21 protein-coding genes and 1 other RNA gene are annotated in these 22154 nt (G+C 72.7%); 20 read left to right on the top strand and 2 right to left on the bottom strand.

Translation table 11 applies throughout. The annotated features are described in order from the left end of the window. Positions 1-26 precede the first annotated feature (26 nt). The 5 genes from ftsE (at position 27) to ssrA (ending at position 3964) form a co-directional block, all read left to right on the top strand. Positions 27-716: a cell division ATP-binding protein FtsE gene (gene ftsE, locus SPOPO_RS0126215; protein WP_028985134.1), complete on the top strand. Its 690-nt coding sequence runs from the start codon at positions 27-29 to the stop codon at positions 714-716. Between the two features lie 10 nt (positions 717-726). After that, positions 727-1638 (top strand): permease-like cell division protein FtsX, encoded by a 912-nt coding sequence (gene ftsX, locus SPOPO_RS0126210; protein ID WP_019878196.1) that lies wholly within the window; start codon positions 727-729, stop codon positions 1636-1638. A gap of 92 nt (positions 1639-1730) precedes the next feature. After that, complete coding sequence (locus tag SPOPO_RS0126205) at positions 1731-2984, top strand: M23 family metallopeptidase (protein ID WP_019878195.1); 1254 nt, start codon at positions 1731-1733, stop codon at positions 2982-2984. 31 nt (positions 2985-3015) lie between these two features. After that, entirely contained in the window at positions 3016-3492 is a 477-nt protein-coding gene (gene smpB, locus SPOPO_RS0126200; protein WP_019878193.1) for an SsrA-binding protein SmpB, read from the top strand. A gap of 89 nt (positions 3493-3581) precedes the next feature. Beyond that, positions 3582-3964: a transfer-messenger RNA gene (gene ssrA, locus SPOPO_RS34035) on the top strand. 141 nt (positions 3965-4105) lie between these two features. On the opposite strand, the gene SPOPO_RS31765 is transcribed toward ssrA, so the two are convergent. Continuing rightward, positions 4106-4963, bottom strand: coding sequence for a coiled-coil domain-containing protein (locus SPOPO_RS31765; protein ID WP_169577235.1), 858 nt, complete (start codon positions 4961-4963; stop codon positions 4106-4108). Positions 4964-5379: 416 nt separating this feature from the next. Between SPOPO_RS31765 and SPOPO_RS0126190 the strand changes: the two genes are divergently transcribed. The 11 genes from SPOPO_RS0126190 (at position 5380) to SPOPO_RS31760 (ending at position 16131) form a co-directional block, all read left to right on the top strand. Then, the gene (locus SPOPO_RS0126190) at positions 5380-6021 is read left to right on the top strand and encodes an alpha/beta hydrolase (RefSeq protein ID WP_019878191.1); all 642 of its coding nucleotides are present in this window, start codon (positions 5380-5382) and stop codon (positions 6019-6021) included. A gap of 27 nt (positions 6022-6048) precedes the next feature. After that, positions 6049-7341, top strand: coding sequence for an NAD(P)/FAD-dependent oxidoreductase (locus tag SPOPO_RS0126185; protein ID WP_019878190.1), 1293 nt, complete (start codon positions 6049-6051; stop codon positions 7339-7341). Next, positions 7320-8063 carry a DUF1365 family protein gene (locus SPOPO_RS0126180; protein ID WP_019878189.1) on the top strand — a complete coding sequence of 248 codons (744 nt, stop codon included), beginning with the start codon at positions 7320-7322 and terminating at the stop codon, positions 8061-8063. Before SPOPO_RS0126185 ends, SPOPO_RS0126180 begins: the two co-directional genes overlap by 22 nt. Then, positions 8064-9350 carry an SAM-dependent methyltransferase gene (locus SPOPO_RS0126175; protein WP_019878188.1) on the top strand — a complete coding sequence of 429 codons (1287 nt, stop codon included), beginning with the start codon at positions 8064-8066 and terminating at the stop codon, positions 9348-9350. It abuts the gene before it with no gap. A gap of 2 nt (positions 9351-9352) precedes the next feature. Next, on the top strand, positions 9353-10660 hold the full coding sequence (locus SPOPO_RS0126170) for an SAM-dependent methyltransferase (RefSeq protein WP_033385203.1): 1308 nt from the start codon (positions 9353-9355) through the stop codon (positions 10658-10660). Continuing rightward, positions 10657-11439: a DUF1295 domain-containing protein gene (locus tag SPOPO_RS0126165; protein WP_019878185.1), complete on the top strand. Its 783-nt coding sequence runs from the start codon at positions 10657-10659 to the stop codon at positions 11437-11439. Before SPOPO_RS0126170 ends, SPOPO_RS0126165 begins: the two co-directional genes overlap by 4 nt. Positions 11440-11474: 35 nt before the next feature. Further along, a complete protein-coding gene (locus tag SPOPO_RS0126160) occupies positions 11475-12590 on the top strand; it encodes an NAD(P)H-dependent flavin oxidoreductase (RefSeq protein WP_019878184.1) in 1116 nt (371 codons plus the stop codon). Continuing rightward, on the top strand, positions 12587-13486 hold the full coding sequence (locus SPOPO_RS0126155; protein ID WP_019878183.1) for an SCO6745 family protein: 900 nt from the start codon (positions 12587-12589) through the stop codon (positions 13484-13486). Before SPOPO_RS0126160 ends, SPOPO_RS0126155 begins: the two co-directional genes overlap by 4 nt. Continuing rightward, complete coding sequence (locus SPOPO_RS0126150; RefSeq protein ID WP_019878181.1) at positions 13470-14486, top strand: endonuclease/exonuclease/phosphatase family protein; 1017 nt, start codon at positions 13470-13472, stop codon at positions 14484-14486. The genes SPOPO_RS0126155 and SPOPO_RS0126150 overlap by 17 nt, the downstream gene beginning before the upstream one ends. Positions 14487-14510: 24 nt before the next feature. Continuing rightward, entirely contained in the window at positions 14511-15098 is a 588-nt protein-coding gene (locus SPOPO_RS0126145; protein ID WP_019878180.1) for an adenylate kinase, read from the top strand. A 154-nt stretch (positions 15099-15252) separates the two neighbouring features. Further along, positions 15253-16131: a GGDEF domain-containing protein gene (locus tag SPOPO_RS31760; protein ID WP_019878179.1), complete on the top strand. Its 879-nt coding sequence runs from the start codon at positions 15253-15255 to the stop codon at positions 16129-16131. Between the two features lie 10 nt (positions 16132-16141). Here the strand turns inward: SPOPO_RS31760 and SPOPO_RS0126135 are convergent, their stop codons facing one another. Next, positions 16142-17257 (bottom strand): PQQ-dependent sugar dehydrogenase, encoded by a 1116-nt coding sequence (locus SPOPO_RS0126135; RefSeq protein ID WP_019878178.1) that lies wholly within the window; start codon positions 17255-17257, stop codon positions 16142-16144. Positions 17258-17369: 112 nt separating this feature from the next. On the opposite strand from SPOPO_RS0126135, the gene SPOPO_RS0126130 reads away from it, so the two are divergent. The 4 genes from SPOPO_RS0126130 to SPOPO_RS0126115 all read left to right on the top strand — a co-directional run bounded on the left by SPOPO_RS0126130 (position 17370) and on the right by SPOPO_RS0126115 (position 22153). Then, a complete protein-coding gene (locus SPOPO_RS0126130) occupies positions 17370-17942 on the top strand; it encodes a YqgE/AlgH family protein (RefSeq protein ID WP_019878177.1) in 573 nt (190 codons plus the stop codon). Between the two features lie 75 nt (positions 17943-18017). After that, a complete protein-coding gene (locus tag SPOPO_RS0126125; protein ID WP_019878176.1) occupies positions 18018-18296 on the top strand; it encodes a DUF3039 domain-containing protein in 279 nt (92 codons plus the stop codon). Between the two features lie 33 nt (positions 18297-18329). After that, positions 18330-20381, top strand: coding sequence for a molybdopterin cofactor-binding domain-containing protein (locus tag SPOPO_RS0126120; protein WP_425424165.1), 2052 nt, complete (start codon positions 18330-18332; stop codon positions 20379-20381). Next, the gene (locus tag SPOPO_RS0126115; protein WP_019878173.1) at positions 20378-22153 is read left to right on the top strand and encodes a DEAD/DEAH box helicase; all 1776 of its coding nucleotides are present in this window, start codon (positions 20378-20380) and stop codon (positions 22151-22153) included. The genes SPOPO_RS0126120 and SPOPO_RS0126115 overlap by 4 nt, the downstream gene beginning before the upstream one ends. Position 22154: the final 1 nt, after the last annotated feature.

Genomic DNA, 22154 nt, shown 5'->3' with positions numbered 1-22154 from the left:
GTGCCCCGCCTACCATCGGTCTCACCATGATCCGTTTGGACAACGTCACCAAGACGTACCCGAGCCAGGACCGGCCGGCGCTGCGCGACATCTCGCTCGAGATCAACAAGGGCGAGTTCGTCTTCCTCGTCGGAACCTCCGGCTCGGGGAAGTCGACGTTCCTGCGACTCGTCCTCAAGGAGGAGAAGCCGACGACGGGAACAGTCCACGTGCTCGGCAAGGACCTCTCCCGCCTCTCGAACTGGAAGGTGCCGCAGCTGCGCCGCCAGATCGGGACGGTCTTCCAGGACTTCCGCCTCCTGCCGAACAAGACCGTCTTCGAGAACGTCGCGTTCGCGCTCGAGGTGATCGGCAAGTCCCGCGGTGTCACCCGCCGGGTCGTGCCCGAGGTGCTCGAGCTGGTCGGTCTCTCCGGCAAGGAGGACCGCATGCCGGACGAGCTCTCCGGTGGTGAGCAGCAGCGGGTCGCGATCGCCCGCGCGTTCGTCAACCGGCCGCTCATCCTCATCGCCGACGAGCCCACCGGAAACCTCGACCCGAACACCTCGGTCGGGATCATGAAGCTGCTGGACCGCATCAACCGGACCGGCACCACGGTTCTGATGGCCACTCACGACCAGGCGATCGTCGACCAGATGCGCAAGCGCGTCATCGAGCTGGAGACCGGTCGGATGGTGCGCGACCAGCACCGCGGCGTGTACGGCTACAGCGCATGAGGGGCGCCGCGTGAGAGTTTCGTTCGTCACGCAGGAGATCACCACCGGTCTCAAGCGGAACCTCACCATGACCATCGCGGTGGTCATCACCACCGCCGTGTCCCTCGCCCTGTTCGGCCTCGCGATGCTGACGGGCAAGCAGGTCGACACGATGAAGGACTACTGGTACGACAAGGTCGAGGTCACCCTCTTCCTCTGCCTGCCGACCGACACCAACGCCGCGAGCTGCAAGTCCGGCGCCGCGACGGAGGAGCAGAAGTCGGCCATCTCCGCCGACCTGAACAAGCTCAAGCCACTCGTCGAGGACGTCTACTTCGAGACCAAGCCCGAGGCCTACGAGCGATTCAAGGAGCGGTTCTCCGGCTCTGCGATCGCCGAGAACATCACCCCGGACGCGCTGCCGGAGTCCTACCGCGTGAAGCTCTCGGACCCGACGAAGTACGACATCATCTTCAGTGCCTTCAACGGCCGGCCCGGGGTGTATCAGGTCCAGGACCAGCGAACCGTCCTCGAACCGTTCTTCCGCGTCCTGCGCGCCGTCTCGATCGGTGCGCTCCTGCTCGCGGGGATCATCCTCGGCGCCGCCCTGCTGCTGATCATCAACACGATCCGGCTCTCGGCCTACAGCCGACGGCGGGAGACCGGGATCATGCGCCTGGTCGGCGCGTCGAACTTCTACATCCGACTGCCGTTCATCCTCGAGGGCGCCATCGCCGGCGCGGTCGGGGCGGTGCTTGCGACGATCCTCGTCGTCGCCGCCAAGTGGGCCGGCGTCGACCACTACCTCGAACCGAACTTCCAGTTCACCTCGTTCATCGGCTGGGACGCCGTCTTCACGACCATCCCGTGGCTGTTCCTCTTCGGCGTCGGCGGCTCCGCCCTCGTCTCCGCCGTCACGCTGCGCCGCTACCTCCGCGTCTGACCTGACCCCGCCCCGGCGCGCCCTGCGGACCGCGCCCGCTCCGGCGTGATACTCATGGGACGGATGTGATTGTTGGGGTTTGGGGGAGAGGTATGTCCGTCTGGGTCCGCCGCAAGCGGCTCGCGGTCGTCGTCGCCGTGACGGTGGGGGCGCTGTTGGTGCCGTCGGCCGCCGCGGACACCGACCCCAAGGCGAAGAAGCGGGCGGTGGACCAGCAGGTCCAGCAGCTCGACGAGCACCTCCACGAGCAGGAGGAGGAGGTCGCCGAGGCGACGTCCGCGCTCGAGGCCGCCGAGGCCAAGCTGCCGCCGGCGCAGGCGGCGCTCGCCGCTGCCCGGACGGCCGTCGCCGAGGCCGAGCTGGCCGAGCACGACGCCGCGATCGACCTCGCCGCGACCGAGTCCCACGCCGAGCAGGCGCTGATCGAGTATCTCGGCGCCCAGGGCCGGATGCGGGCGCACCGCGAGGCCCTGGCCGCGCTGGCCCGCGCCGCGTACATGGGCGGGGACTTCCAGCGGCTCTCGGTCGTCATGAACGCGCAGAGCCCGGAGGAACTCACCTCGTCACTGGCCTACTACGAGACGGTCAACCGCTCCGAGAAGCAGGTGCTGGCCGACCTCGACGCCCTCCAGCAGGAGTTGGAGGCCAAGCAGCAGTTCCTCGACGAGTCCCGCGAGCGCATCGTCGCTCAGAAGCAGGCCGCCGAGGTCGCGGTCACCCGGACGACCCAGGCGCGGAACGCCGCCGCTGCCGCCCAGGCCGAGGTGCAGGTGCTGATCGCGGCCCGCGAGTCGGCGCTGGAGAAGGCCGAGGAGCTCCGCGATCAGATCGAGACGCGCCTCGCGGCGATGAAGGCCGAGTCCGACCGACTCGCCGAGATCATCCGCAAGCGCGCCGAGGCCGCCCGCAAGGCCGCCGAGAAGACCGGCCGCAAGGTCGTCTCGGGCACCGGATGGCTCAGCCGGCCCGTCAGTGGCCCGATCACCTCGTCGTACGGGATGCGCTACCACCCGATCCTGCGCCGGTACAAGCTGCACACCGGCACGGACTTCGGTGTCCCGAGCGGCACCGCCGTCCGCGCCGCCCGCGACGGCCGGGTCATCGAGGCGTACTACAACAGCGCCTACGGCTACCGGGTCGTCGTCGACCACGGCTACGTCAACGGGGTCTACCTCGTGACGACCTACAACCACCTCTCGCGCTTCGCCGCCAGCCGCGGGGAGAAGCTCTCCCGCGGCGAGGTGCTCGCGTACTCCGGCAGCACCGGCTACTCGACCGGCCCGCACCTGCACTTCGAGGTGATGGAGGACGGCCACTTCGTCGACCCGATGAAATGGTTGAACTGACCCGACCGGTCGCTGGGTACTCTTCGTCCTCATGTCGCGGGAGAAGGGGCGAAAGATCATCGCCCAGAACAAGAAGGCGCGGCACGACTACCACATCGAGGACGTCTACGAGGCCGGGCTCGTCCTGACCGGCACCGAGGTCAAGTCGCTGCGGGCCGGTCGTGCCTCGCTGGTCGACGGCTTCGTCACGTTCCGGGACGGCGAGGCCTACCTGCACGCCGTCCACATCCCCGAGTACACCGCGGGCACCTGGACCAACCACGAGCCGCGGCGGGTCCGCAAGCTCCTGCTGAACCGCGCCGAGATCGACCGGTGGATGCTCAAGACCAAGGAGTCGGGGCTGACGATCGTCCCGCTCTCGCTGTACTTCCTCGACGGCCGGGCGAAGGTCGAGATCGCCCTCGCCCGCGGCAAGAAGCTCCACGACAAGCGTCAGGCCCTCGCCGAGAAGCAGGCGACGCGGGAGATGGCCCGCGAGCTCAGCCGGCGCAACCGCGGCGAGCGCTGACGCGGACGCCCGGCCCACCGCCGCCGCCCGCGCGACATCGGGAATGCCGCGGGAGGTGCCCGACGCTATCCTGGGAGCACAACTGCACAGGGGGTGATCGGTTTCGACTGCGGATGTCGTTGCAGGAGAAGCGGGCCGAGGATGCGGGGACGATCTCGTTAACCATGCCTCGCAAAAAAATAAGCGCCAAGGTTAACAACCAGCGCGACCTCGCTCTCGCTGCCTAGTCAGCAGAGCACTTAAGAGGTCTGTCAGCCCGGGGATTGTCATCGACCCGGTGTCTGGCATCAGCTAGATGACTCACTCGCCGCCCGGGCCACGGGGGCGTCGAGGACACCAAACAGTGGCTGGGCCTGTCGGGTTGCTTGTCTGCGTGACAACCCGGGGCCGAGAAAATCAGCAGCAGACTGCGCCCGGAGAAGACCTGGATCGGTGCCGTAGGACGCGGGTTCAATTCCCGCCACCTCCACCCCTGAGCACTCAGCGCTTCACTCGCTGGGGCAAGCCCTTACTCGCCCGACCGGGCGAGTGAAGGCTGTTCCCGGCGAGTGAAGCGCGTTAAGGCGCGAAGCGCCGGCCCGCTAGGAGTCGGGCCGGCGCTTCGGTTTCGTGCTTACTTGGCGAGCGCGCCACCCGAGAGGGAGGAGAGCGTCTCGCGGACGGTGGACAGCTGCGCGTTGATGCTGTCGCGGCGGTGCGTCAGGGCGGCGAGCTCACGCTCGGCGTCCTGCTGAAGGCGCTCGGCGCGCGAGGTGGTCTCGGCGATGAGCTCCGACGCGGCGGTGCGGGCGGCCTCGATGAGGGCCTTGGCCGCACGCTGCGAGTCCTCGGTCATCCGAGCCGCTTCGGCCTTCATCTGCTCGGCCATCTGGGCGGTCTCGGCGAGACGACGCTCCGCGGTCTCCTGACGGGAGACCGTGTCGCGCTCGAACTGCTCGCGCTGGGCGGTCAGCTTGGTCTCGACCTCGGTCGCGATCTGGGCGCCCTTGATGCGCGCCTTCTCGACGACGTCGCTCGTGCTCGCGACCAGCTGCGCGGCCTTGTCGGTCGCCTCCTGACGGACGCGCTCGGCCTCGGACCGGGCGGCGTTGATCATGCCCTCGATCTGGGCGCGGGTCTCGGCCTCGCGGCGGTCGCTCTCGTCCTTGGTGCGGCCCATGAGCTCCTCGGCCACGGACATGGCGCGCTCGCGCTCACGCTGGCCGGCCAGCTCGGCGTCGGCCTTGGTGCGGTCGGCGTCCTCGTGAGCCTCGCGGAGGATGCCCTCCATCTTGCGGGAGAGCGTGATGTAGTACGGCGCGCTCTCGCCGTTCTCGAGGGACTGGCGCATGCGCACCATCTCCCGCTCGAGCTCAGCCGCGCGGCGCTCGAACGCAATGCGCTCGTCGGTCAGCTGGGCCACCTTGGCGTCCACAGCCGCCCGGTCGTAACCGCGCATGGCGGTGTCAAAGTTCGAGGTGCTCTGGTTCATGGTCATCGCGGGTCACTGATCCCCTGTCAGTACGGGCCTTGGACGGTGGCTTGCCGTTACCACGATGATCGCAGTGCGAATGCCCGGCGCGCGACGGACTGCAGTTTTTGCCCCTGCTGTTATGGCAAATTCTTCCAGCGGATTGCGGTCCTTCGGCAGGCATTGGACCGCACTGCGCTAATGCGTGCGTTGGGTAACCGCTTGTCCGAATTCACCCACTTTGGGGCCACCCGAACGGGCTAACTGAGCACTTGCTGACAAGAAAGGTTTGGGTTGCCGGGCCCGTTGGGTAAGCCAACCCGCTTGGGCGTGGGTGGTACCCGAAAGGGCGAACCGTTCGGCCGCCGGTTCCGAATACCGGACGGAGCACCGGACATGACAGGCTTTCGCATACATCCCACCCAGGAGTCGACGACGTGACTGCCGAACCGACCGTGCGCGTGATGCGTGCGCGCGGCGAGACCATCGGGGTGGTGCTCCTGCTCCACGGCGGCAAGGCCGAGAGCCGGGAGCCGTCGTCGCCCTGGCACACCTCCGTGCTCCGACTGCGCCCGTTCGCCCGCGCGATCGCGCGCCGGATCCGCCGGGACGGGGTCGCCGTCTGGTCGCTCCGCTACCGGGTCCGGGGCTGGAACGGGGCCGAGGCCAGCCCGGTCGCGGACGCCCGCTGGGCGCTGGACCGGGTCCGGGAGCAGCACGGCGACGTCCCGGTCATCCTCGTCGGGCACTCGATGGGCGGCCGGACCGCGCTGCAGGTCGCCGACGACCCGGCCGTGGTCGGGATCGTCGCCCTCGCGCCCTGGCTCCCCGCCGGCGAACGGCGTCCCGCGCTCGGGTCCACCCGGCTGCTCGTGGTCCACGGGACCGCGGACTCCTGGACGGACCCGCGCGCGTCGGAGGCCTACGTCGAGGCCGCCCGGGCCGACGGGGTCCCGGCCACCTTCGTCCCGATGACGGGCCACGGGCACTTCATGCTCCGCCGGGCGGGGGAGTGGAAGCGCCTGACCAGCGAGTTCGTCTGCCTCTGCTTCAACGAACGGGTCACACCAAACCGGTAGGAGGCGCGGCTCCGAAGTTCCGGCACCATGCCGAACACGTCGCGCCGCCACATCGCCGTCATCGGGGGCGGGGTCTCCGGGCTCACCGCCGCCTGGGTGCTCTCCCGCACGGCCGACGTCACCCTCTACGAGTCCGACGACCGTCTCGGGGGGCACGCCCACACCCACGACGTCGTCCGGGACTCCGGCGGGACCGCCGCGCTCGACACGGGCTTCCTGGTCCACAACGAGCGGACGTACCCGACGCTGCTGCGCCTGTTCGCCGAGCTCGGCGTCACGACGCAGCCGTCGGACATGTCGATGTCGGTCCGCTGCGACGGCTGCGGGCTCGAGTACGCCGGCGCCCGGGGACTACGCGGACTGTTCCCGGGCGCCGGTAACGCCCGCCCCGCGTACCTGCGGATGCTGACCGAGGTCCCGCGCTTCCACCGGGCCGCCCGCGCCGTGCTCGCGGCGCCGGAGTTCGTGGACACCGCGGGCGCAGCGGCCCGCGAGGAGACCCTCGGCGAGTTCGTCGCCCGCGGCCGGTACTCGGACTACTTCGTGCAGCACTTCCTCACGCCGGTGGTGGCGTGCGTGTGGTCGTGCTCGCCGGCGACGGCGCTGCAGTACCCGGCGCGGTACCTGTTCGCGTTCCTCGCCAACCACGGGATGCTCAGCGTCACCGGGTCGCCGCAGTGGCGGACCGTGACGGGCGGGTCGCGCACCTACGTCGAGCGCGTCGCGAAGACGCTGCACGCGGTGCGCACCGCGACCCCGGTGCGCGGGCTGCGCCGCACCGCGGACGGCGTCGAGATCCGCGACGACGGCGACGACGTCGCGACCTTCGACGCCGCGGTCGTCGCCACGCACCCGCACCAGGCGCTCTCGCTGCTCGCGGAGCCGACCGACGCCGAGCGCGAGGTCCTCGGCGCGATCCCGTACTCGGTCAACGAGACCGTCCTGCACACCGACCCCACCCCGCTGCCGCGGCGGTCGGGCGCGCAGGCGTCGTGGAACTACCGGCTCGCCTCCTGCGCGGCGTCGGCGGAGTCGGTGGTCGTCTCCTACGACCTGAACCGGCTGATGGCGCTGCCCGGTCCCGAACGGTACGTGGTCAGCCTGAACTCGCCGGCGTTGGTCGACCCGGCCACCGTGCTCGCGCGCATGGTCTACGAGCACCCGGTCTACACGCCGGCCTCGGTGGCCGCGCAGCGGCGACTGCCCGAGCTGGGCGACGACCGAATCGCGTTCGCCGGCGCGTACCACGGGTGGGGCTTCCACGAGGACGGCGCGGCCTCCGGCGTCGCGGCCGCCGAATGTCTCGGGGCCACCTGGTGAGCGCACCCGCGCTGTACGACACGACGATCGCGCACGTCCGGTACACGCCGGTGCGCAACGCGTTCCGGTACCGCAGCTACTCCTGGTTGGTCGACGTCGACGACCTGCCGCGGCCGGTCTGGCCGCTCCGGCCGCTCGCCGAGTTCCGGGCCCAGGACCACCTGGGCGAGCCGAATTCGACGCTCCGTCAGAATGTGGACGCCTTCCTCGCGTTGCACGACATCGATCTGCGGGGTGGGCGCGTCCTCATGCTCGCCAACGCCCGGGTGCTCGGGTACGTGTTCAACCCGCTGTCGGTGTTCTGGTGCCACGACCCCGCGGGCCACCTCGTCGCCGTGGTCGCGGAGGTCCACAACACCTACGGCGAGCGTCATGCGTACCTGCTGCGCCCCGGGCCCGACGGCCGGGCGGAGTTCGCCAAGGAGTTCTACGTCTCGCCGTTCCACCCCGTCGACGGCCGCTACCTGATGTCGTTGCCCACGCCGGACGAGCGCGTCGCGATCACCGTCGAGTTGCATCGCGGCGAGGCGCGGCCGTTCGTCGCGACCGTCCGCGGGGTCCGCCGCGGTGCGGGCACCGCCGCCCTGCTGCGGGCCGCGGCGCGGGTCCCCTGGGTCACCCTCACCGTCGCGGCGCAGATCCGGTACCAGGGCATCCGCCTCTGGCTCCGCCGCGTCCCCGTCGTCCCCCGTCCGCCCCACCCTCGTCAGCCAGGAGTCTGAGTGAGCCTCACCCTGCCCCGCCGGAGCAGCTACGACCCCGGCGTCGACCCCGTCCGGTGGCCGGACGTCGCGTCCCTGCCCCCGGGCGGTTACCGCGCCAAGGCCGCCCGGGTGCTCTTCGAGCGCGTCGCCCGGCGGATGGAGCTGCAGATCCTGCTGCCCGACGGGACGAACATCGGCGCCGGCGGCGCCGGCACGCCGATGATGCGGCTGGTGCGTCCCCCGGCCCTGTACCGGCGGCTGGGCAACGGCGGCCTGATCGGCTTCGGCGAGGCCTACCTCGCGGGGGACTGGACCGCCGACGACCTGACCGCCGTCCTCACGGTCTTCTGCCGGCGCATGGCGACGCTCGTGCCGCCGGCACTGCAGCGGCTGCGTGACGTCGCCGTGCACCGCCACCCGCACACCGAGCGCGGGACCGCAGAGAACGCGCGGCGCAACATCTCCCGGCACTACGACCTGTCCAACGACCTGTTCGCGCTGTTCCTCGACGAGACCCTGACCTACTCGGCGGCCCTGTTCGGTCCGGGGGACGGGTCGGACGCGGCCGCGGCCACCGCCACGTGGGACGACCTCGCCGACGCCCAGCGCCGCAAGGTCGACCGGTTGCTCGACGCGGCCGGGGTGCGCGCCGGGTCGCGCGTGCTGGAGATCGGGACCGGGTGGGGCGAGCTCGCCCTGCGGGCGGCCGCGCGCGGTGCGACGATCCGCTCGATCACGTTGTCGGAGGAGCAGCGGAGCCTTGCGCTGCAGCGGGTCGCGGCCGCCGGACTGAGCGATCGCGTGTCCATCGAGCTGTGCGACTACCGCGCGGCGCAGGGACAGTACGACGCCGCCGTCTCCGTCGAGATGATCGAGGCCGTCGGGTACGACTTCTGGCCGGACTACTTCGCGACGCTGCACCGCCTGGTGACCCCGGGCGGCCGGATCGGCCTGCAGGCGATCACCATGCCGCACGACCGGATGCTCGCCTCCCGCGACACCTACACCTGGATCCACAAGTACGTCTTCCCCGGCGGGCTGATCCCGTCGGTGGAGTCGGTCGAGTTCTCGGCCGAGCAGGCGGGCCTGACCGTCACCGACCGGCACGGGTTCGGCCGGCACTACGCCGAGACCCTGCGGCTGTGGCGGGAGCGGTTCGCCGCCCGCGCGACGGAGGTCGAGGCGCTCGGGTTCGACGCGACGTTCCGCCGGATGTGGGAGTTCTACCTCGGTTACTCCGAGGCCGGCTTCCGGGCGGAGTACCTGGACGTTCATCAGTTCGTGCTGACCCGGGGGGAGGGGTGACGATGTCCGCACGGATGCGACGTGGAGCGGCGCACCGACTCGTCGCGCTGCTCGAGCCGCTCTTCGGCGGGGACCTGCCGATCCGTGTCCGGGCCTGGGACGGCAGCGAGGTGGGCCCCCCGGACGCCCCGGCGGTCGTGGTGCGTTCGCGGCGAGCGCTGCGGCGGCTGCTCTGGCAGCCGGGCGAGCTCGGGCTCGCGCAGGCCTACGTCACCGGCGAGATCGACGTCGAGGGTGACCTGACCGAAGGCTTCCGGCTGATCTGGTCGACGATCCGCGAGCGCGACCTCGTCGCGCCGAGGATGACACCCCGTCAGATCATCGGGGCGGCCGGGACCGCCGCGCGTCTCGGCGCGATTGGCCCGCGGCCGGCCGCGCCGGCGTCACAGGCGAAGCTGACCGGGGCGCTGCACAGTCGGCGGCGCGACCGGGCGGCGATCAGCCACCACTACGACCTCTCCAACGAGTTCTACGCCCTGCTCCTCGACGACGAGCACCTCGCGTACTCCTGCGCGTACTTCACCTCGGACGCGCCGGACTACACGCTCGTCGACGCCCAGCGCGACAAGCTCGACCTGGTCTGCCGCAAGCTCGGGCTCGGTCCCGGGTCCCGGCTGCTCGACATCGGCTGCGGCTGGGGCTCACTCTCCCTGCACGCCGCGGAGCACTACGGCGCGCACGTCCTCGGCGTCACGCTGTCGGGCGAGCAGCGGAACTTCGTCCGGGCCCGGGTCGCCGAACGCGGCCTCGGCGACCGCGTCGAGATCCGGCTGCAGGACTACCGCGACGTGCTCGCCGATCCGGCTGCCCGCGGGAGCTTCGACGCGGTGTCCTCGATCGAGATGGGCGAGCACGTCGGGGCGGAGAACTACCCGACGTTCGTCGGCGTGGTCGCCGACGCCCTGCGCGACGGCGGCCGCGCACTGATCCAGCAGATGTCCCGCCGCGACCGGCCCGGCGGTGGCGACTTCATCGAGTGCTACATCGCCCCGGACATGCACATGCGGCCGGTCGGCGAGACCGTCGCGCTGATCGAGGACGGCGGCCTCGAGATCCGCGACGTCCACGCGCTGCGCGAGCACTACGTCTGGACGGTCCGGGCCTGGCTCGAGACGCTCGAGAAGAACTGGGAGGCCGTCGTCGCCCTCGTCGGCGAGGAGGTGGCCCGCGTCTGGCGGCTGTACCTCGTCGGCGGCGCCCTCGTCTTCGAGGAGGGCCGGATGGGCGTCGACCAGATCCTCGCCGTCCGCCGCTCACCCGCCGGCGTCGCCGGCCTGCCCCGGACCCGCCGATCCTTCGAGGCGCCGTGACGGGCTTCGGGATCGGGCTCGCGGTGTCCGCGGCCGCGGTGGTCCTGCTGATGGCGGGGACGTTCGCGGTTGCCCGGAAGGCCGGGAAGCACAGCGTCGTCGACGTGTCCTGGGGGCTCGGGTTCGCGGCGGTGGCTCTGAGCAGCCTCGCGGTCGCGACCGGGAACGGGACGCGGTCGGTACTGCTCGCCGGAATGGTGGTGCTGTGGGGCGGCCGGCTCGCCTGGCACATCGGACGCCGGAACGCCGGGCACGGGGAGGACCCGCGCTACTCCGAGCTGCTGTCCAAAGCGCCGCCGGAGCGCCGCACCGCCTACGCGCTGCGGATGATCTACGGCCTGCAGGGCGTGCTGATCCTGGTCATCTCGCTGCCGGTCCAGGTCGGCATGCACGCCGACGCCGAGCTCGGCCCGCTCGCCGTCCTCGGCGTCGCGGTCTGGGGGCTCGGCCTGTTCTTCGAGGCGGTCGGCGACCACCAGCTCCAGGCGTTCAAGTCGGATCCGGCCAACCGCGGGAAGGTGCTGGACCGCGGCCTGTGGCGCTGGACCCGGCACCCGAACTACTTCGGTGACGCGTGCGTGTGGTGGGGCATCTGGCTGGTCGCGGCCGAGACCGGCGTCGGGGCCCTCACCGTGCTCTCGCCCATCGTGATGACCTTCTTCCTCACCAAGGGCACCGGCGCCGCGCTGACCGAGAAGCGCATGGCCGGCCGGCCCGGGTTCGCGGAGTACGCCCGGCGCACCTCGGGCTTCGTGCCCCTGCCGCCGAAGCAGCGGTGATCGCTGCGGACCGCGTATGCCTTAGGTTGCTGCCGATGTGGCAGAACACCCGGCTGACGCGGCTGCTCGGTATCGAGCTGCCGATTGTCAGCTCGCCGATGGCCGGCGGTCCCAGCACTTCCGCGCTGGCCGCCGCGGTCAGTGACGCCGGTGGACTGGGCTCGCTCGGGCTCGGCTACTCGACGCCCGACGACATCCGGGCCGCGATCCGCGCGACGCGCGCACTGACCGACGCCGCGTTCCAGATCAACCTCTTCGTCCCCCCGCCGGAGCCGCCGCTCCTCGATGCGGCCGCGGTCGGGCAGGTCGAGGAGATGGTCGCCGAGCTGCGCTCCGACCTCGGCCTGCCGGTGCGCCTGCCGGTGCCGGAGCGGCTCTCGGTCCCGTTCGCCGACCAGACCGCCGTGCTGATCGAGGAGCGCGTCCCGGTCGCCGGGTTCGCCTTCGGCGTCCCGCCCGCCGACACCGTGGCCGCTCTGCGCGAGAACGGCACCGTCGTCTTCGCGACCGCCACCTCGGTCGCCGAGGCCCGCGCACTCGTGGCCGCCGGCGTGCAGGTCGTGACCGCCCAGGGCGCGGAGGCCGGTGGCCACCGCGGCCAGTTCGTCGGCGGCGACGGCTCCGGGCCCCGCGAGGAGGGCACCCCGGTCGGCGACCCGATCGGGACGATGGCGCTCGTGCCCGCCGTCGTCGACGCGCTCGGCGCCGACGTCCCGGTGGTCGCCGCGGGGGGTCTGCGCGACGGCCGTTCGGTGCTCGCCGTCCTCGCCCTCGGGGCGGACGCCGCGCAACTCGGCACCGCGTTCCTCCGCACGCCCGAGGCCGGGACCAACGAGCCGTACCGCGCCGCCCTCGCCGCCGCCGACGGCAGCGAGACCGTCCTGACCACCGCGTTCTCCGGCAAGCCCGCGCGCGGTCTGCGCAACGCCTACGTCGACGCCGTGGGCGTCCGCCCGGACGTGCCGCCCTACCCGGTCACCCATGTCCTGACGACGGAACTGCGGGCCGCCGCCCGGGCGGCCGGCCGCTCGGACCTCCAGTCGCTGTGGGCCGGGCAGGGCGTCGCCGGCGCCCGTGACCTCCCGGCCGGGCGGCTGCTCGGCCTGTGGGTCGACGAGATCGAAGCGATCCTGGAGGACTGGCGTTCGTGACCGCCGCGCTGCAGCAGCCCGCCTCGCAGAACGTTGCCCGCCGGATGTGGCAGCTGTTCGAGACCTTCCACGCCGTCACCTACTTCGACCCCGAGGCCCGCAGCGCCGCCGAGTCGCTCGGCGTCGAGGGCTTCTGGGGGAACTACGTCGCGATGCGTTCCGCCCCGCTCGGCGCGGTCGGGCCGGACCTCGTCACCGCGGTCTTCTACGGCTTCCACCCCGACCGCATCGCCGCGACCCTGCCGGCGGTCTGGGAGTCCACCACCCCCGACGCCGTCCTCGCCGCGCGCCTCGCCGGTGTGGACCGCGCGCTGCGCCGGGTCTGGGGCGAGAGCGCGGCCGAGGACCCCGACGTCCGCGCCGCCGCGGATCTCGCCTGGGACGCCGCGCAGGCGGCCGACTGCGCGGGCCGTCCGCTGGGCGCCGCCAACCGGGCACTGCCGCGCCCGGACGAGGCGCATCTCGCCCTCTGGCAGGCCGCCACCACCCTGCGCGAGCACCGCGGTGACGGCCACATCGCGGCTCTGACGGTCCGTCGGATCCACCCGGTCACGGCGATGCTGCTCAAGGTCGGGGCCGGGGAGTCCGAGGCCGAGCCGCTGCGCCTCGGTCGCAAGTGGGCGACGTTCGAGTGGCAGGCCGCCGAGCTGCACGCCCGCGAGCAGGGATTGATCGACGACGCCGGGCGGCTCACCGGCACCGGGGCTGCCCTCCACGAGGCGGTCGAGGCCGACACGGACAGCGCGGCCGCGGGCCCGTGGGCCCAGCTCGGGCCGGACGCGACGGCGAAGCTCGAGCGGCTCCTGATGCCGCTGGCCGGTCGCGTCGTGGCCGCGGGGCTGCTCCCCGAGCCCAACCCGATCGGCCTCCCGCTGCCCGGTGCCGCCACGTCCTGACGGCGCCGACGCGGCCCGGGACCGGCTCCGCCGCCTGTCCCGCCGCGTCCTGCGCCGCCGCTCGATCCTGCCCGCCCTCGTGGCGGTCGCCGCCGGTCCGTCGGCCGTCCGCATCACCGGCGACGGCGACCACGCCTGGCCGATCATGGTCGTCACGTTCGTGCCGGTGGCGGTGCTCGCGCTCGTCCCGCTGACGGTGCTCGCCTGCCTGCTCCGGCGGTGGCGCACCGGGGCGGTCGGCGCCGCGCTCGTCGCTCTCAACGGGCTCTGGCTCGCCCCGCTCTACGTCGCCGACGACCCGCCCCCGGGCACCGACCTGGTCGCGATGACGATCAACCTGCAGTACGGCCTGGCCGACGCGACCGAGGTCGTGACGGCCGTTCGCGAGCACCGCGTCGACGTCCTCGGCGTCACCGAGCTCACCCCGGAGGCCGTGACCGCCCTCGGGGCCGCGGGCCTGGACGACCTGCTCCCGCACCGCGTGCTCAACCCGGACGTCCTGGCCCACGGCAGCGGTCTGTGGGCACGGTGGCCGGTCACCCCGGCCGAGGAGTGGCGCGGAATCCACCGGATGCCCGGCGGCACCGTCGCGGTGCCGACGGCGGCCGGGCCGCGGGACGTCGCCGTCCGCGTCGCGCACCCGTTCCGGACCTCGCGCTACCACGCGCGCTCCTACGAGCGGGACCACCGGCTGCTCCGGGAGCGCCTGGCCGGGCAGCCGGGCGACCTTCCCGCGATCGTCCTCGGGGACTTCAACGCCTCCCGCGACCACACCGCGTTCCGCCGGCTGCTCTCCGACGGCTGGCGCGACGCCCCCGAGTACGCCGGGTCGGGGTTCGTCGGCACGTGGTCCCCGCGCTACTGGATCCCGCACTTCGTGCAGTTGGACCACATCCTGTTCAACCACCGGCTCGGGGCGCGTTCGACCGCAAACTTCGAGGTCAGCGGCACCGACCACGGGGCGCTGGTGGCCCGGCTGGTGTTGGCTGAAGGTCGCTGACCGCGCCGGTATAGCTTTTGCCGAATGCGACTGCTGATGATCGGGCCGCCCGGAGCCGGGAAGGGAACCCAGGCTGTCCGGATCGCCAAGAAGTTCAACCTGGTCCACATCTCGTCCGGCGACCTCCTGCGGGCGCACGTGAAGAACGAGACGGCGATCGGCCGCCAGGTCCAGTCGTACCTCGCGAGCGGTGACCTGGTCCCCGACGGCATCGTCATGGACATCCTCCGCAAGCCCGTGGTCGAGGCCAGCAAGCAGGGCGGCTACGTCCTCGACGGCTTCCCCCGGACCGTCGAGCAGGCCGAGATCGCCTACTCCGTCGCGCAGACGCTCGGGGTCGAGGTCCAGATCGTCGTGCACCTGGAGGTCCCGCGCGACGAGCTCATCCGCCGGCTGCTCGAGCGCGGGGAGGCCAGCGGCCGGGCCGACGACAACCTCGACGTCATCAACCACCGGCTCGACGTCTACGACGAGAAGACGCTGCCGATGCTCGCGTACTACGCAGAGCGGGAGAAGCTGGTCAACGTCAACGGGGCCCGGCCGGTCGACGAGGTGACCTGGTCGATCACCGTTCAGCTGCAACAGCTGGCGAAGCAGCTCGCCGAGGGCTGAGAGTTCCTCCTGGCAGGTCCACGCTGACAAATTGTGTTCGCACGAGCACAATGAGGGGGACAAAACACACCACACTCCGCGCGAGGGACTGCGCGGACAAGTGGTACGTCGGGGCCCGTCCGCCGGGCGGTTCCGTCGGGGGAGGGAGGCGAGCATGGGCGCGCACACACCGGACCCGCTGGTCGCCGCCGCCTTCGACCAGGCGCCCGTCGGGCTCGCGCTGCTCGACCTGACCGGCCGCTGGTTCCGGATCAACCCCGCGCTGTGCCGGATGCTCGGCTGGGACGCGGAGGAACTGCTCGCCCAGGATCCGCCGCAGATCGTCCACGACGACGACCGGCCCATCGAGGAGCAGGCGGCCGCACGCCTCGCCGCCGGCGAACCGGCCGTCACCGTCGAGCAGCGCTACCGCCACCGGGAGGGCCACGTCCTCTGGGTCCGGCGGACGGCGACGCTGGTCCGCGACGACGCCGGGATTCCCGAGTACGTCGTCGCGGTCTACGAGGACATCGACCACCGGCGTTCCCAGGACGCCCGGCTCGCCTACCTCGCCCTCCACGACGCCCTCACCGGTCTCGCCAACCGCGCCCTGCTCGACGACCGGCTCAGCCAGGCGGTCGCGGCCTGCGAGCGCGAGGGCGGGGTCGTCGCGGTTCTGTTCTGCGACGTCGACGGGCTCAAGGCGGTCAACGACCGCCACGGGCACCCGTTCGGCGACGAACTGCTCGTCACCGTCGCCCGCCGGCTCGGCGACCAGGTCCGTGGCGGCGACACCCTCGCCCGCTTCGGCGGCGACGAGTTCGTCGTCGTCTGCAACCTGCGCTCCCCGGACGACGCGGACTCCATGTGCCGCCGGCTCTCGGCCGCCGTCGAGGCCGCGCCGGGGCTGCTCGCACCGGACGGCACGGAGGTCCCGGTCCGCGTGAGCATCGGGTACGCGGTCTCCCACGACTCCCGGACCGACCCGCGCAGCCTGCTCGTCCGCGCCGACGAGTCCATGTACGCCGCCAAGCGGCGGCGCGGCGCCTCCTGACGGCGGGGCCTCAGCTCAGCCGCAGCCGGAACACGCGGTCGTCGCGGGACGCGGGGTTGCCGCGGCCGTCGGTGTTCGACGTGCTCAGCCACAGGGAGCCGTCGGGGGCGGCGGTCACCGTGCGCAGCCGGCCCCACGTGCCGACGAAGAAGTCCTCGGTGCGCGAGCGGGGGACGCCGTCGGACTTGAGGTCCCCGATCTGGATCCGCCAGAGCCGCTTGCCGCGCAGGCCGGCCATGAAGACCGTTCCCTGAACGATCGCGATGCCCGACGGGGACGCCTTGTCCGTGCGCCACTGCGCGACCGGGTTCACGTACCGCGAGTCGTTCGAGCGGCCCTCGACCTTCGGCCAGCCGTAGTTGCGGCCGGGCTTGATCAGGTTCAGCTCGTCCCAGGTGTTCTGCCCGAACTCGGCGGCGAAGAGCCGGCCGGCGCCGTCGAACGCGAGGCCCTGCACGTTGCGGTGGCCCTTGCTGTAGACGTACGACCCCTTCGTCGGGTTGCTGCTCGGCACCTTCCCGGTCGGCGTCATCCGCAGGATCTTGCCGCCGAGCGAGCGCGAGTTCTGCGACAGCGGCCGGTTCCCGGCCTCGCCGGTGCCGGCGTAGAGCATGCCGTCGGGGCCGAACACGATTCGGCCGCCGTTGTGGATGAAGCCCTTGGGGATGCCCTTGAGGACCACACGCGAGCGGCCGAGCTTGCCCTTGGTGAACTTCATCCGGACGATCCGGTTGTCGGTCGCCGAGGTGTAGTACGCGTAGACCCAGCGCGAGGTCCGAAAGTCCTTCGGCACCGCGAGCCCGAGCAGGCCGCCCTCGCCGGCGGCGACGACGCCCGGCACCCGGCCGACCGTTTGGGCGCGGCCCTTGCCGTCGAGGCGCTTGATCCGGCCCGAGTCGCGCTCGGCGACCAGCGCCCGGGCCTTGGAGATGAACGCCATCCCCCAGGGCGCGTTCAGGTTCTTGGCGACCACCTTGTGGACCTTCGGCGTCAGCGCCGGGCTGTAGGCCGCGGTCCGCGCAGGGGCCGCCGGCGCGGCCGCGGCCTCCGGCAGCGCCGTCAGCGTGAGCGCGACGGCGAGCGGGGCGGCCAGGGCGACGGACGTGGTGCGCCGGTGCAGGGGCATGCGGTCTCCAGCTGGTCAGGGTGCGAACACCGTAGTTCCCCCGCCCCCAACTTTCCGGCAGGTTCGTGCGCGGCATCTTTCCCGCGGTGCTCGGCTCTGACACGCTTTTCCCATGGTCCCGAGCGTGTGTGCAGGTCAGCTGCTCATCGCGGCACCGGATCTGGGTGATCCGAACTTCGAGCGCAGCGTGATCTTCCTGCTCGATCACGACGGCTCGGGCTCGCTCGGCGTCGTGGTCAACCGTCCCACCGAGCTGCCCGTGGCCGAGGTCCTCGTGCCCTGGTCGGGCTTCTCCTCGTCCCCGGACGTGGTGTTCTCCGGCGGCCCGGTCGGCGTCGACGGCGCCCTCGCGCTGGCGGCGTTCGACAGCGTCCCCGCGGCCCTGGGGTCCCGGCCCCGCGGCTGGCGTCCGGTGATCGGCGGGATCGGCCTGATCGACCTGGACTCCGACCCCGAGGCCGTCCGCCAGGACCTGCGCGCCCTGCGGATCTTCGCCGGCTACGCCGGGTGGGGCGCGGGCCAGCTCGACTCCGAGCTCTCGCAGGGCGCCTGGGTCGTCGCCGACTCGCTGCCCGGCGACGCGTTCAGCCCCCGGCCCGACCGCCTCTGGGGCGACGTCCTGCGCCGGCAGCCCGGTGACCTGCGACTTCTCGCCACCTGCCCGGCCGATCCGTCGCTGAACTGATCCACTTCGCGGTCGTCCCCGCAGGCCCGGCCGCGACGTCTGGGGAACCGCGGATCCGGGTTCTAGACTTCGGGGATGAGCTACCCCGATCAGCCGGAGCCCGCCGGCGCCCTGAGCACGATCACCGACGAGCGCGTCGAGACCTCGACCGGCGACGGCGATCACGACCGCTTCTCCCACTACGTGGTCCGTAACAAGCTCACCGAGGCGATGGTCGAGGGCACTCCGCTGCAGGCGCTGTGCGGCAAGGTGTGGGTCCCCAGTCGCGACCCCAAGAAGTACCCGGTCTGCCCGGAGTGCAAGGAGATCTACGACGGCATCCCGCCCGGCGAGGGTGACGACCCGGACGCGTAGCACTGCTGCTCGCAGGGCAGGGATCGCGCACGGATCGGCACGGGGGGAACGGAACTGGACGGACGTCTGCACGCTGCGCTGACCCGCAGCCCGCACGCGCATGCCGCCGTGCTGGCCGTCGACACCGCAGCCGCGCTGCGCTCGACCGGCGTCGTCGACGTGCTCACCGCCGCGGACCTGCCCGGGCAGTTCTGGACCGGGCCGGTCCGGGCCGACCGTCCGGTGCTCGCCGCCGGGGTGGTCCGGCACGTCGGTGAACCGGTCGCGGCGGTGCTCGCGACCGACCCCGCGAGCGCGACGCGGGCCGCGTACGCCGTCGCGGTCGAGTACCGCGCGCTGCCGGAGGTCTGCTGGTTCCGCGGCGACGCCGCCGACCCGCTGCACCCGGACGGCAACGTCGTCCGGGCGGTGCACGTCCGCCGTGGGGAGTGGCCGACGGTGGCGGGGACCGTCGTCGAGGGCAGCTACAACACCCACGGCTGGATCCCGCGCCAGGAACGCTTCGGTACCGACGGCGCCCCGGCCGTGCCCGCGCTGATCGAGGCCGAGCCGACCGACACCGGCGTCCGCATCGCGGCGCCCCGGCGCTGGCACCCCGAGGACCGTGACCAGATCGCCCAGTGCCTGAACCTGATTCCGCGTCAGGTCGAGCTGCGGTCGACCGGGACCCGGGACCACTCCACCGACCTCGGGTCGCCGGTGCTGGCGGCGCTCTTCGCCCGCCGGCACCACCGGTCGGTGTCGCTCGTCGTCGGTCCGTCGACCCACGGCCAGGGCGGCGGCCCGGCGGTCCTCGCGCGGTACCGCCACCACGTCCGGCCGGACGGGACGCTCGCCGCGGTGTCCGGCGAGATCGAGGTCGAGGTCGGGCCGTACGCCGGGATCGCGGAGTCCCTGGTCGCCGAGCTCTGCGCCGTCGGGGTCGGGCCCTACCGGGTGCCGGCCGTCGACCTCCGCGTCCGCGCGCTGCGGAGCACCACCCCGCCGCCACTGATCGAGCCCGGCGCCGCGGCCGCGGCGGTGGCGTTCGCGGTCGAGGCGCAGCTGGATCGGCTCTCCGACCTGCTCTCCTACCCGGAGGGCCGCGAGGCGTCGCGGTTCCTCGCCGACCGGCGGGCCATCCGCGAACGCAACCTGCTCGGGCTCGACGACCCGCTCCCGACCGGCCAGCTGCCGCTCGAGGCCTCCCCGGTCCCGGCGTTGCTCGCGCTCCTCGACGCCGCCCCGCTGCCGCCGATGCCGGACGGTGGACGCGACCACGCCTGGGGCGTCGGCGCCGGGCTCGGCCTCGTGCCGTTCGGGGTGGCCGAGGGATTTCCGGTGCCGGTGACCGCGACGGTCGACCTCCGCGCCGGGACGGTGTCGTGCCCCGCGGCCGAGGGCGACGAGTCCCGGGAGGCCGCGGCCGTCGCCGTCGCTGGCCGGGCCTTCGACGTTCCGATGCGATTCGCGGCGACGGGGGAACCGGCGCCCGGTGGGTCCGCGGCCTCGGTCGGGGGCGCCGTCGCGGCGGTGGTGGAGGCTCTGACCGCTCCGGCGCGGGAGCGCCTCGGGGCGAAGGTCGGGCTGTCGCCGGCGCTGCTGCGCGCCGGCGCGGGCCGGCTGCGGTCGTTCGACGGCGTCGTCGACGTCCCGCTGGCCGACGCCCTCGCGGGTGACCCGGGCGCGGCCGAGGCCACGTACGTCCCGCCGGACACCGAGGTGCTCGACGGCGACGGCCAGGGCGACGCGTTCGCCGGGTTCTCCTACGCCGCCGCGCGGGCGGTGCTGAGCCTGTCGGCGCGTGGGAAGGTCGAGGTCGTCCAGCTCGACGTCGCCGCCGACTGCGGGCAGGTCCTCGACGCCGCCCGCGCGCGGGCCGCGGTCGAGGCGTCGGTGTCGACCGGCGTCCGCCTCGCGCTGCCGGAGGCGACGGTGCGGCCGGACGCCGTTCGCGTCCACCTGCACGACGGGTCGGCGCCCAAGGGCGCCGCCGGAGTCGCGGCCGGGGCGGTGGCCGCCGCCTTGCGCGCCGCCCACGACGCGGGCGCGGGCGGGGACGCCGAGGTGCTGCCGATCCCGGGCGTCGCCTGGAGCAGTTCATGAGCCGCGCCGAACACCTGCCCCCCGCGTTCCCCGACCGGGCGCCGTGGGGCACCGCCGGGAAGCTGCGTGCGTGGCAGGAGGCCGCGCTCGAGTCCTACCACTCGCACCCGCACAAGGACTTCCTCACGGTCGCGACCCCGGGCGCCGGCAAGACGACCTTCGCGCTCCGGGTCGCCGCCGACCTGCTCGAGCGCAAGATCGTCCGCGCCGTCACGGTCGTCGCGCCGACCGAGCACCTGAAGACCCAGTGGGCCGAGGCGGCGCAACGGGCGGGCATCCGCATCGACGCCGGGTGGCGCAACGCCGACGGCAAGACGGCGCGCGGGTTCTCCGGCGTCGCCGTCACCTACGCCGGCGTCGCCGCGCACCCGATCCTGCACCGCAACCGCACCGAGGCCCGGTCGACGCTCGTGATCCTCGACGAGGTGCACCACGCGGGTGACGCGAAGAGCTGGGGCGAGGCGATCCTGGAGGCCTTCGAACCGGCGACGCGCCGTCTCGCGCTCACCGGAACCCCCTTTCGGTCCGACACCAACCCGATCCCGTTCGTCACGTACGCCCCGGGGGCGGACGGCGTCGACCGCAGCGTCCCCGACTTCGTCTACGGCTACGGCGAGGCTCTCGCCGACGCGGTCGTCCGGCCGGTCGTGTTCCTCGCCTACGCCGGACAGATGCGGTGGCGGACGCGGGCCGGCGACGAGCTCGCCGCGACGCTCGGCGAACCGCTCACGAACGACCTGACCAACCAGGCCTGGCGGACCGCCCTCGACCCCGGCGGCCAGTGGATGCCCGCCGTCCTGCGGGCCGCGGACCAGCGGTTGAACGAGGTGCGCCGCCACGTCCCCGACGCCGGTGCGATGGTCATCGCGACCGACCAGAACAACGCCCGCGCCTACGCGCGGCTGATCCGCGAGATGACCGGGACCGCGCCCACCGTGGTCCTGTCGGACGACAAAGGCGCGAGCAAGCGGATCGCCGAGTTCTCCGAGAGCGAGGACCGGTGGCTGGTCGCGGTCCGCATGGTGTCCGAGGGCGTCGACATCCCACGGCTCGCCGTCGGCGTCTACGCGACGAACGCCTCGACCCCGCTGTTCTTCGCCCAGGCGGTCGGGCGCTTCGTGCGGGCCCGGCGTCGCGGTGAGATCGCGTCGGTGTTCCTCCCGACCGTCGCACCGCTGCTCAAGCACGCCGCCGAACTGGAACTGACGCGGGATCACGTTCTCGGCAAGCCGGCGCCGGCGGGCGAGGACCTGTTCGCCCCTGAGGAAGCGCTGCTCGAGGCCGCCCAGCGGGAGCAGGGCAACGGCGACCTGCTCGGCGAGTGGCAGGCGCTGGAGTCCGAGGCCAACTTCGACCGCGTCATGTTCGGGGGAGCGGAGTTCGGTCTCCCGGCGACGCCCGGCAGCGTCGAGGAGCAGGAGTACCTCGGCCTGCCCGGCCTCCTCGACGCCGACCAGGTCGCAACAGTTCTGAAGAAGCGTCAGGCCGACCAGCTCAAGGCGGCGCAGCGGCGCGCCCGCCGGGAGGGCGACACGATCGCGCCCCCGGCCGCCGCCCGCCCCGTCGTCACCTCCGCGGAGCGCAGCGCCCTGCGCCGCGAGCTGCACGCCCTCGTCGGCGCCTGGCACCACCGCAGCGGCTCCCCGCACGGCGCGATCCACGCCGAGCTCCGCCGGGTCTGCGGCGGCCCCGCCACCGCCCAGGCCAGCGTCGACGACCTCCGCCGCCGCATCGACACCCTCCGGAAGTGGCAGACCCAGGGCAAACCCTGAG

Source organism: Sporichthya polymorpha DSM 43042 (assembly GCF_000384115.1).
In the GTDB taxonomy this organism is placed as follows: domain Bacteria; phylum Actinomycetota; class Actinomycetes; order Sporichthyales; family Sporichthyaceae; genus Sporichthya; species Sporichthya polymorpha.
Note: the sequence above shows the minus strand (reverse complement) of the source record. Positions and strands in the feature narration are given on the sequence as shown.

What these genes read in the sequence shown, in the direction of transcription:
- ftsE (WP_028985134.1), top strand. Translation starts at nt 27, where the DNA reads ATGATCCGTTTGGACAACGTCACCAAGACGTACCCGAGCCAGGACCGG.
- SPOPO_RS0126205 (WP_019878195.1), top strand. Translation starts at nt 1,731, where the DNA reads ATGTCCGTCTGGGTCCGCCGCAAGCGGCTCGCGGTCGTCGTCGCCGTG.
- smpB (WP_019878193.1), top strand. Translation starts at nt 3,016, where the DNA reads ATGTCGCGGGAGAAGGGGCGAAAGATCATCGCCCAGAACAAGAAGGCG.
- SPOPO_RS31765 (WP_169577235.1), bottom strand. Translation starts at nt 4,963, where the DNA reads ATGAACCAGAGCACCTCGAACTTTGACACCGCCATGCGCGGTTACGAC.
- SPOPO_RS0126185 (WP_019878190.1), top strand. Translation starts at nt 6,049, where the DNA reads ATGCCGAACACGTCGCGCCGCCACATCGCCGTCATCGGGGGCGGGGTC.
- SPOPO_RS0126180 (WP_019878189.1), top strand. Translation starts at nt 7,320, where the DNA reads ATGTCTCGGGGCCACCTGGTGAGCGCACCCGCGCTGTACGACACGACG.
- SPOPO_RS0126170 (WP_033385203.1), top strand. Translation starts at nt 9,353, where the DNA reads ATGTCCGCACGGATGCGACGTGGAGCGGCGCACCGACTCGTCGCGCTG.
- SPOPO_RS0126160 (WP_019878184.1), top strand. Translation starts at nt 11,475, where the DNA reads ATGTGGCAGAACACCCGGCTGACGCGGCTGCTCGGTATCGAGCTGCCG.
- SPOPO_RS0126145 (WP_019878180.1), top strand. Translation starts at nt 14,511, where the DNA reads ATGCGACTGCTGATGATCGGGCCGCCCGGAGCCGGGAAGGGAACCCAG.
- SPOPO_RS31760 (WP_019878179.1), top strand. Translation starts at nt 15,253, where the DNA reads ATGGGCGCGCACACACCGGACCCGCTGGTCGCCGCCGCCTTCGACCAG.
- SPOPO_RS0126135 (WP_019878178.1), bottom strand. Translation starts at nt 17,257, where the DNA reads ATGCCCCTGCACCGGCGCACCACGTCCGTCGCCCTGGCCGCCCCGCTC.
- SPOPO_RS0126130 (WP_019878177.1), top strand. Translation starts at nt 17,370, where the DNA reads ATGGTCCCGAGCGTGTGTGCAGGTCAGCTGCTCATCGCGGCACCGGAT.
- SPOPO_RS0126125 (WP_019878176.1), top strand. Translation starts at nt 18,018, where the DNA reads ATGAGCTACCCCGATCAGCCGGAGCCCGCCGGCGCCCTGAGCACGATC.
- SPOPO_RS0126115 (WP_019878173.1), top strand. Translation starts at nt 20,378, where the DNA reads ATGAGCCGCGCCGAACACCTGCCCCCCGCGTTCCCCGACCGGGCGCCG.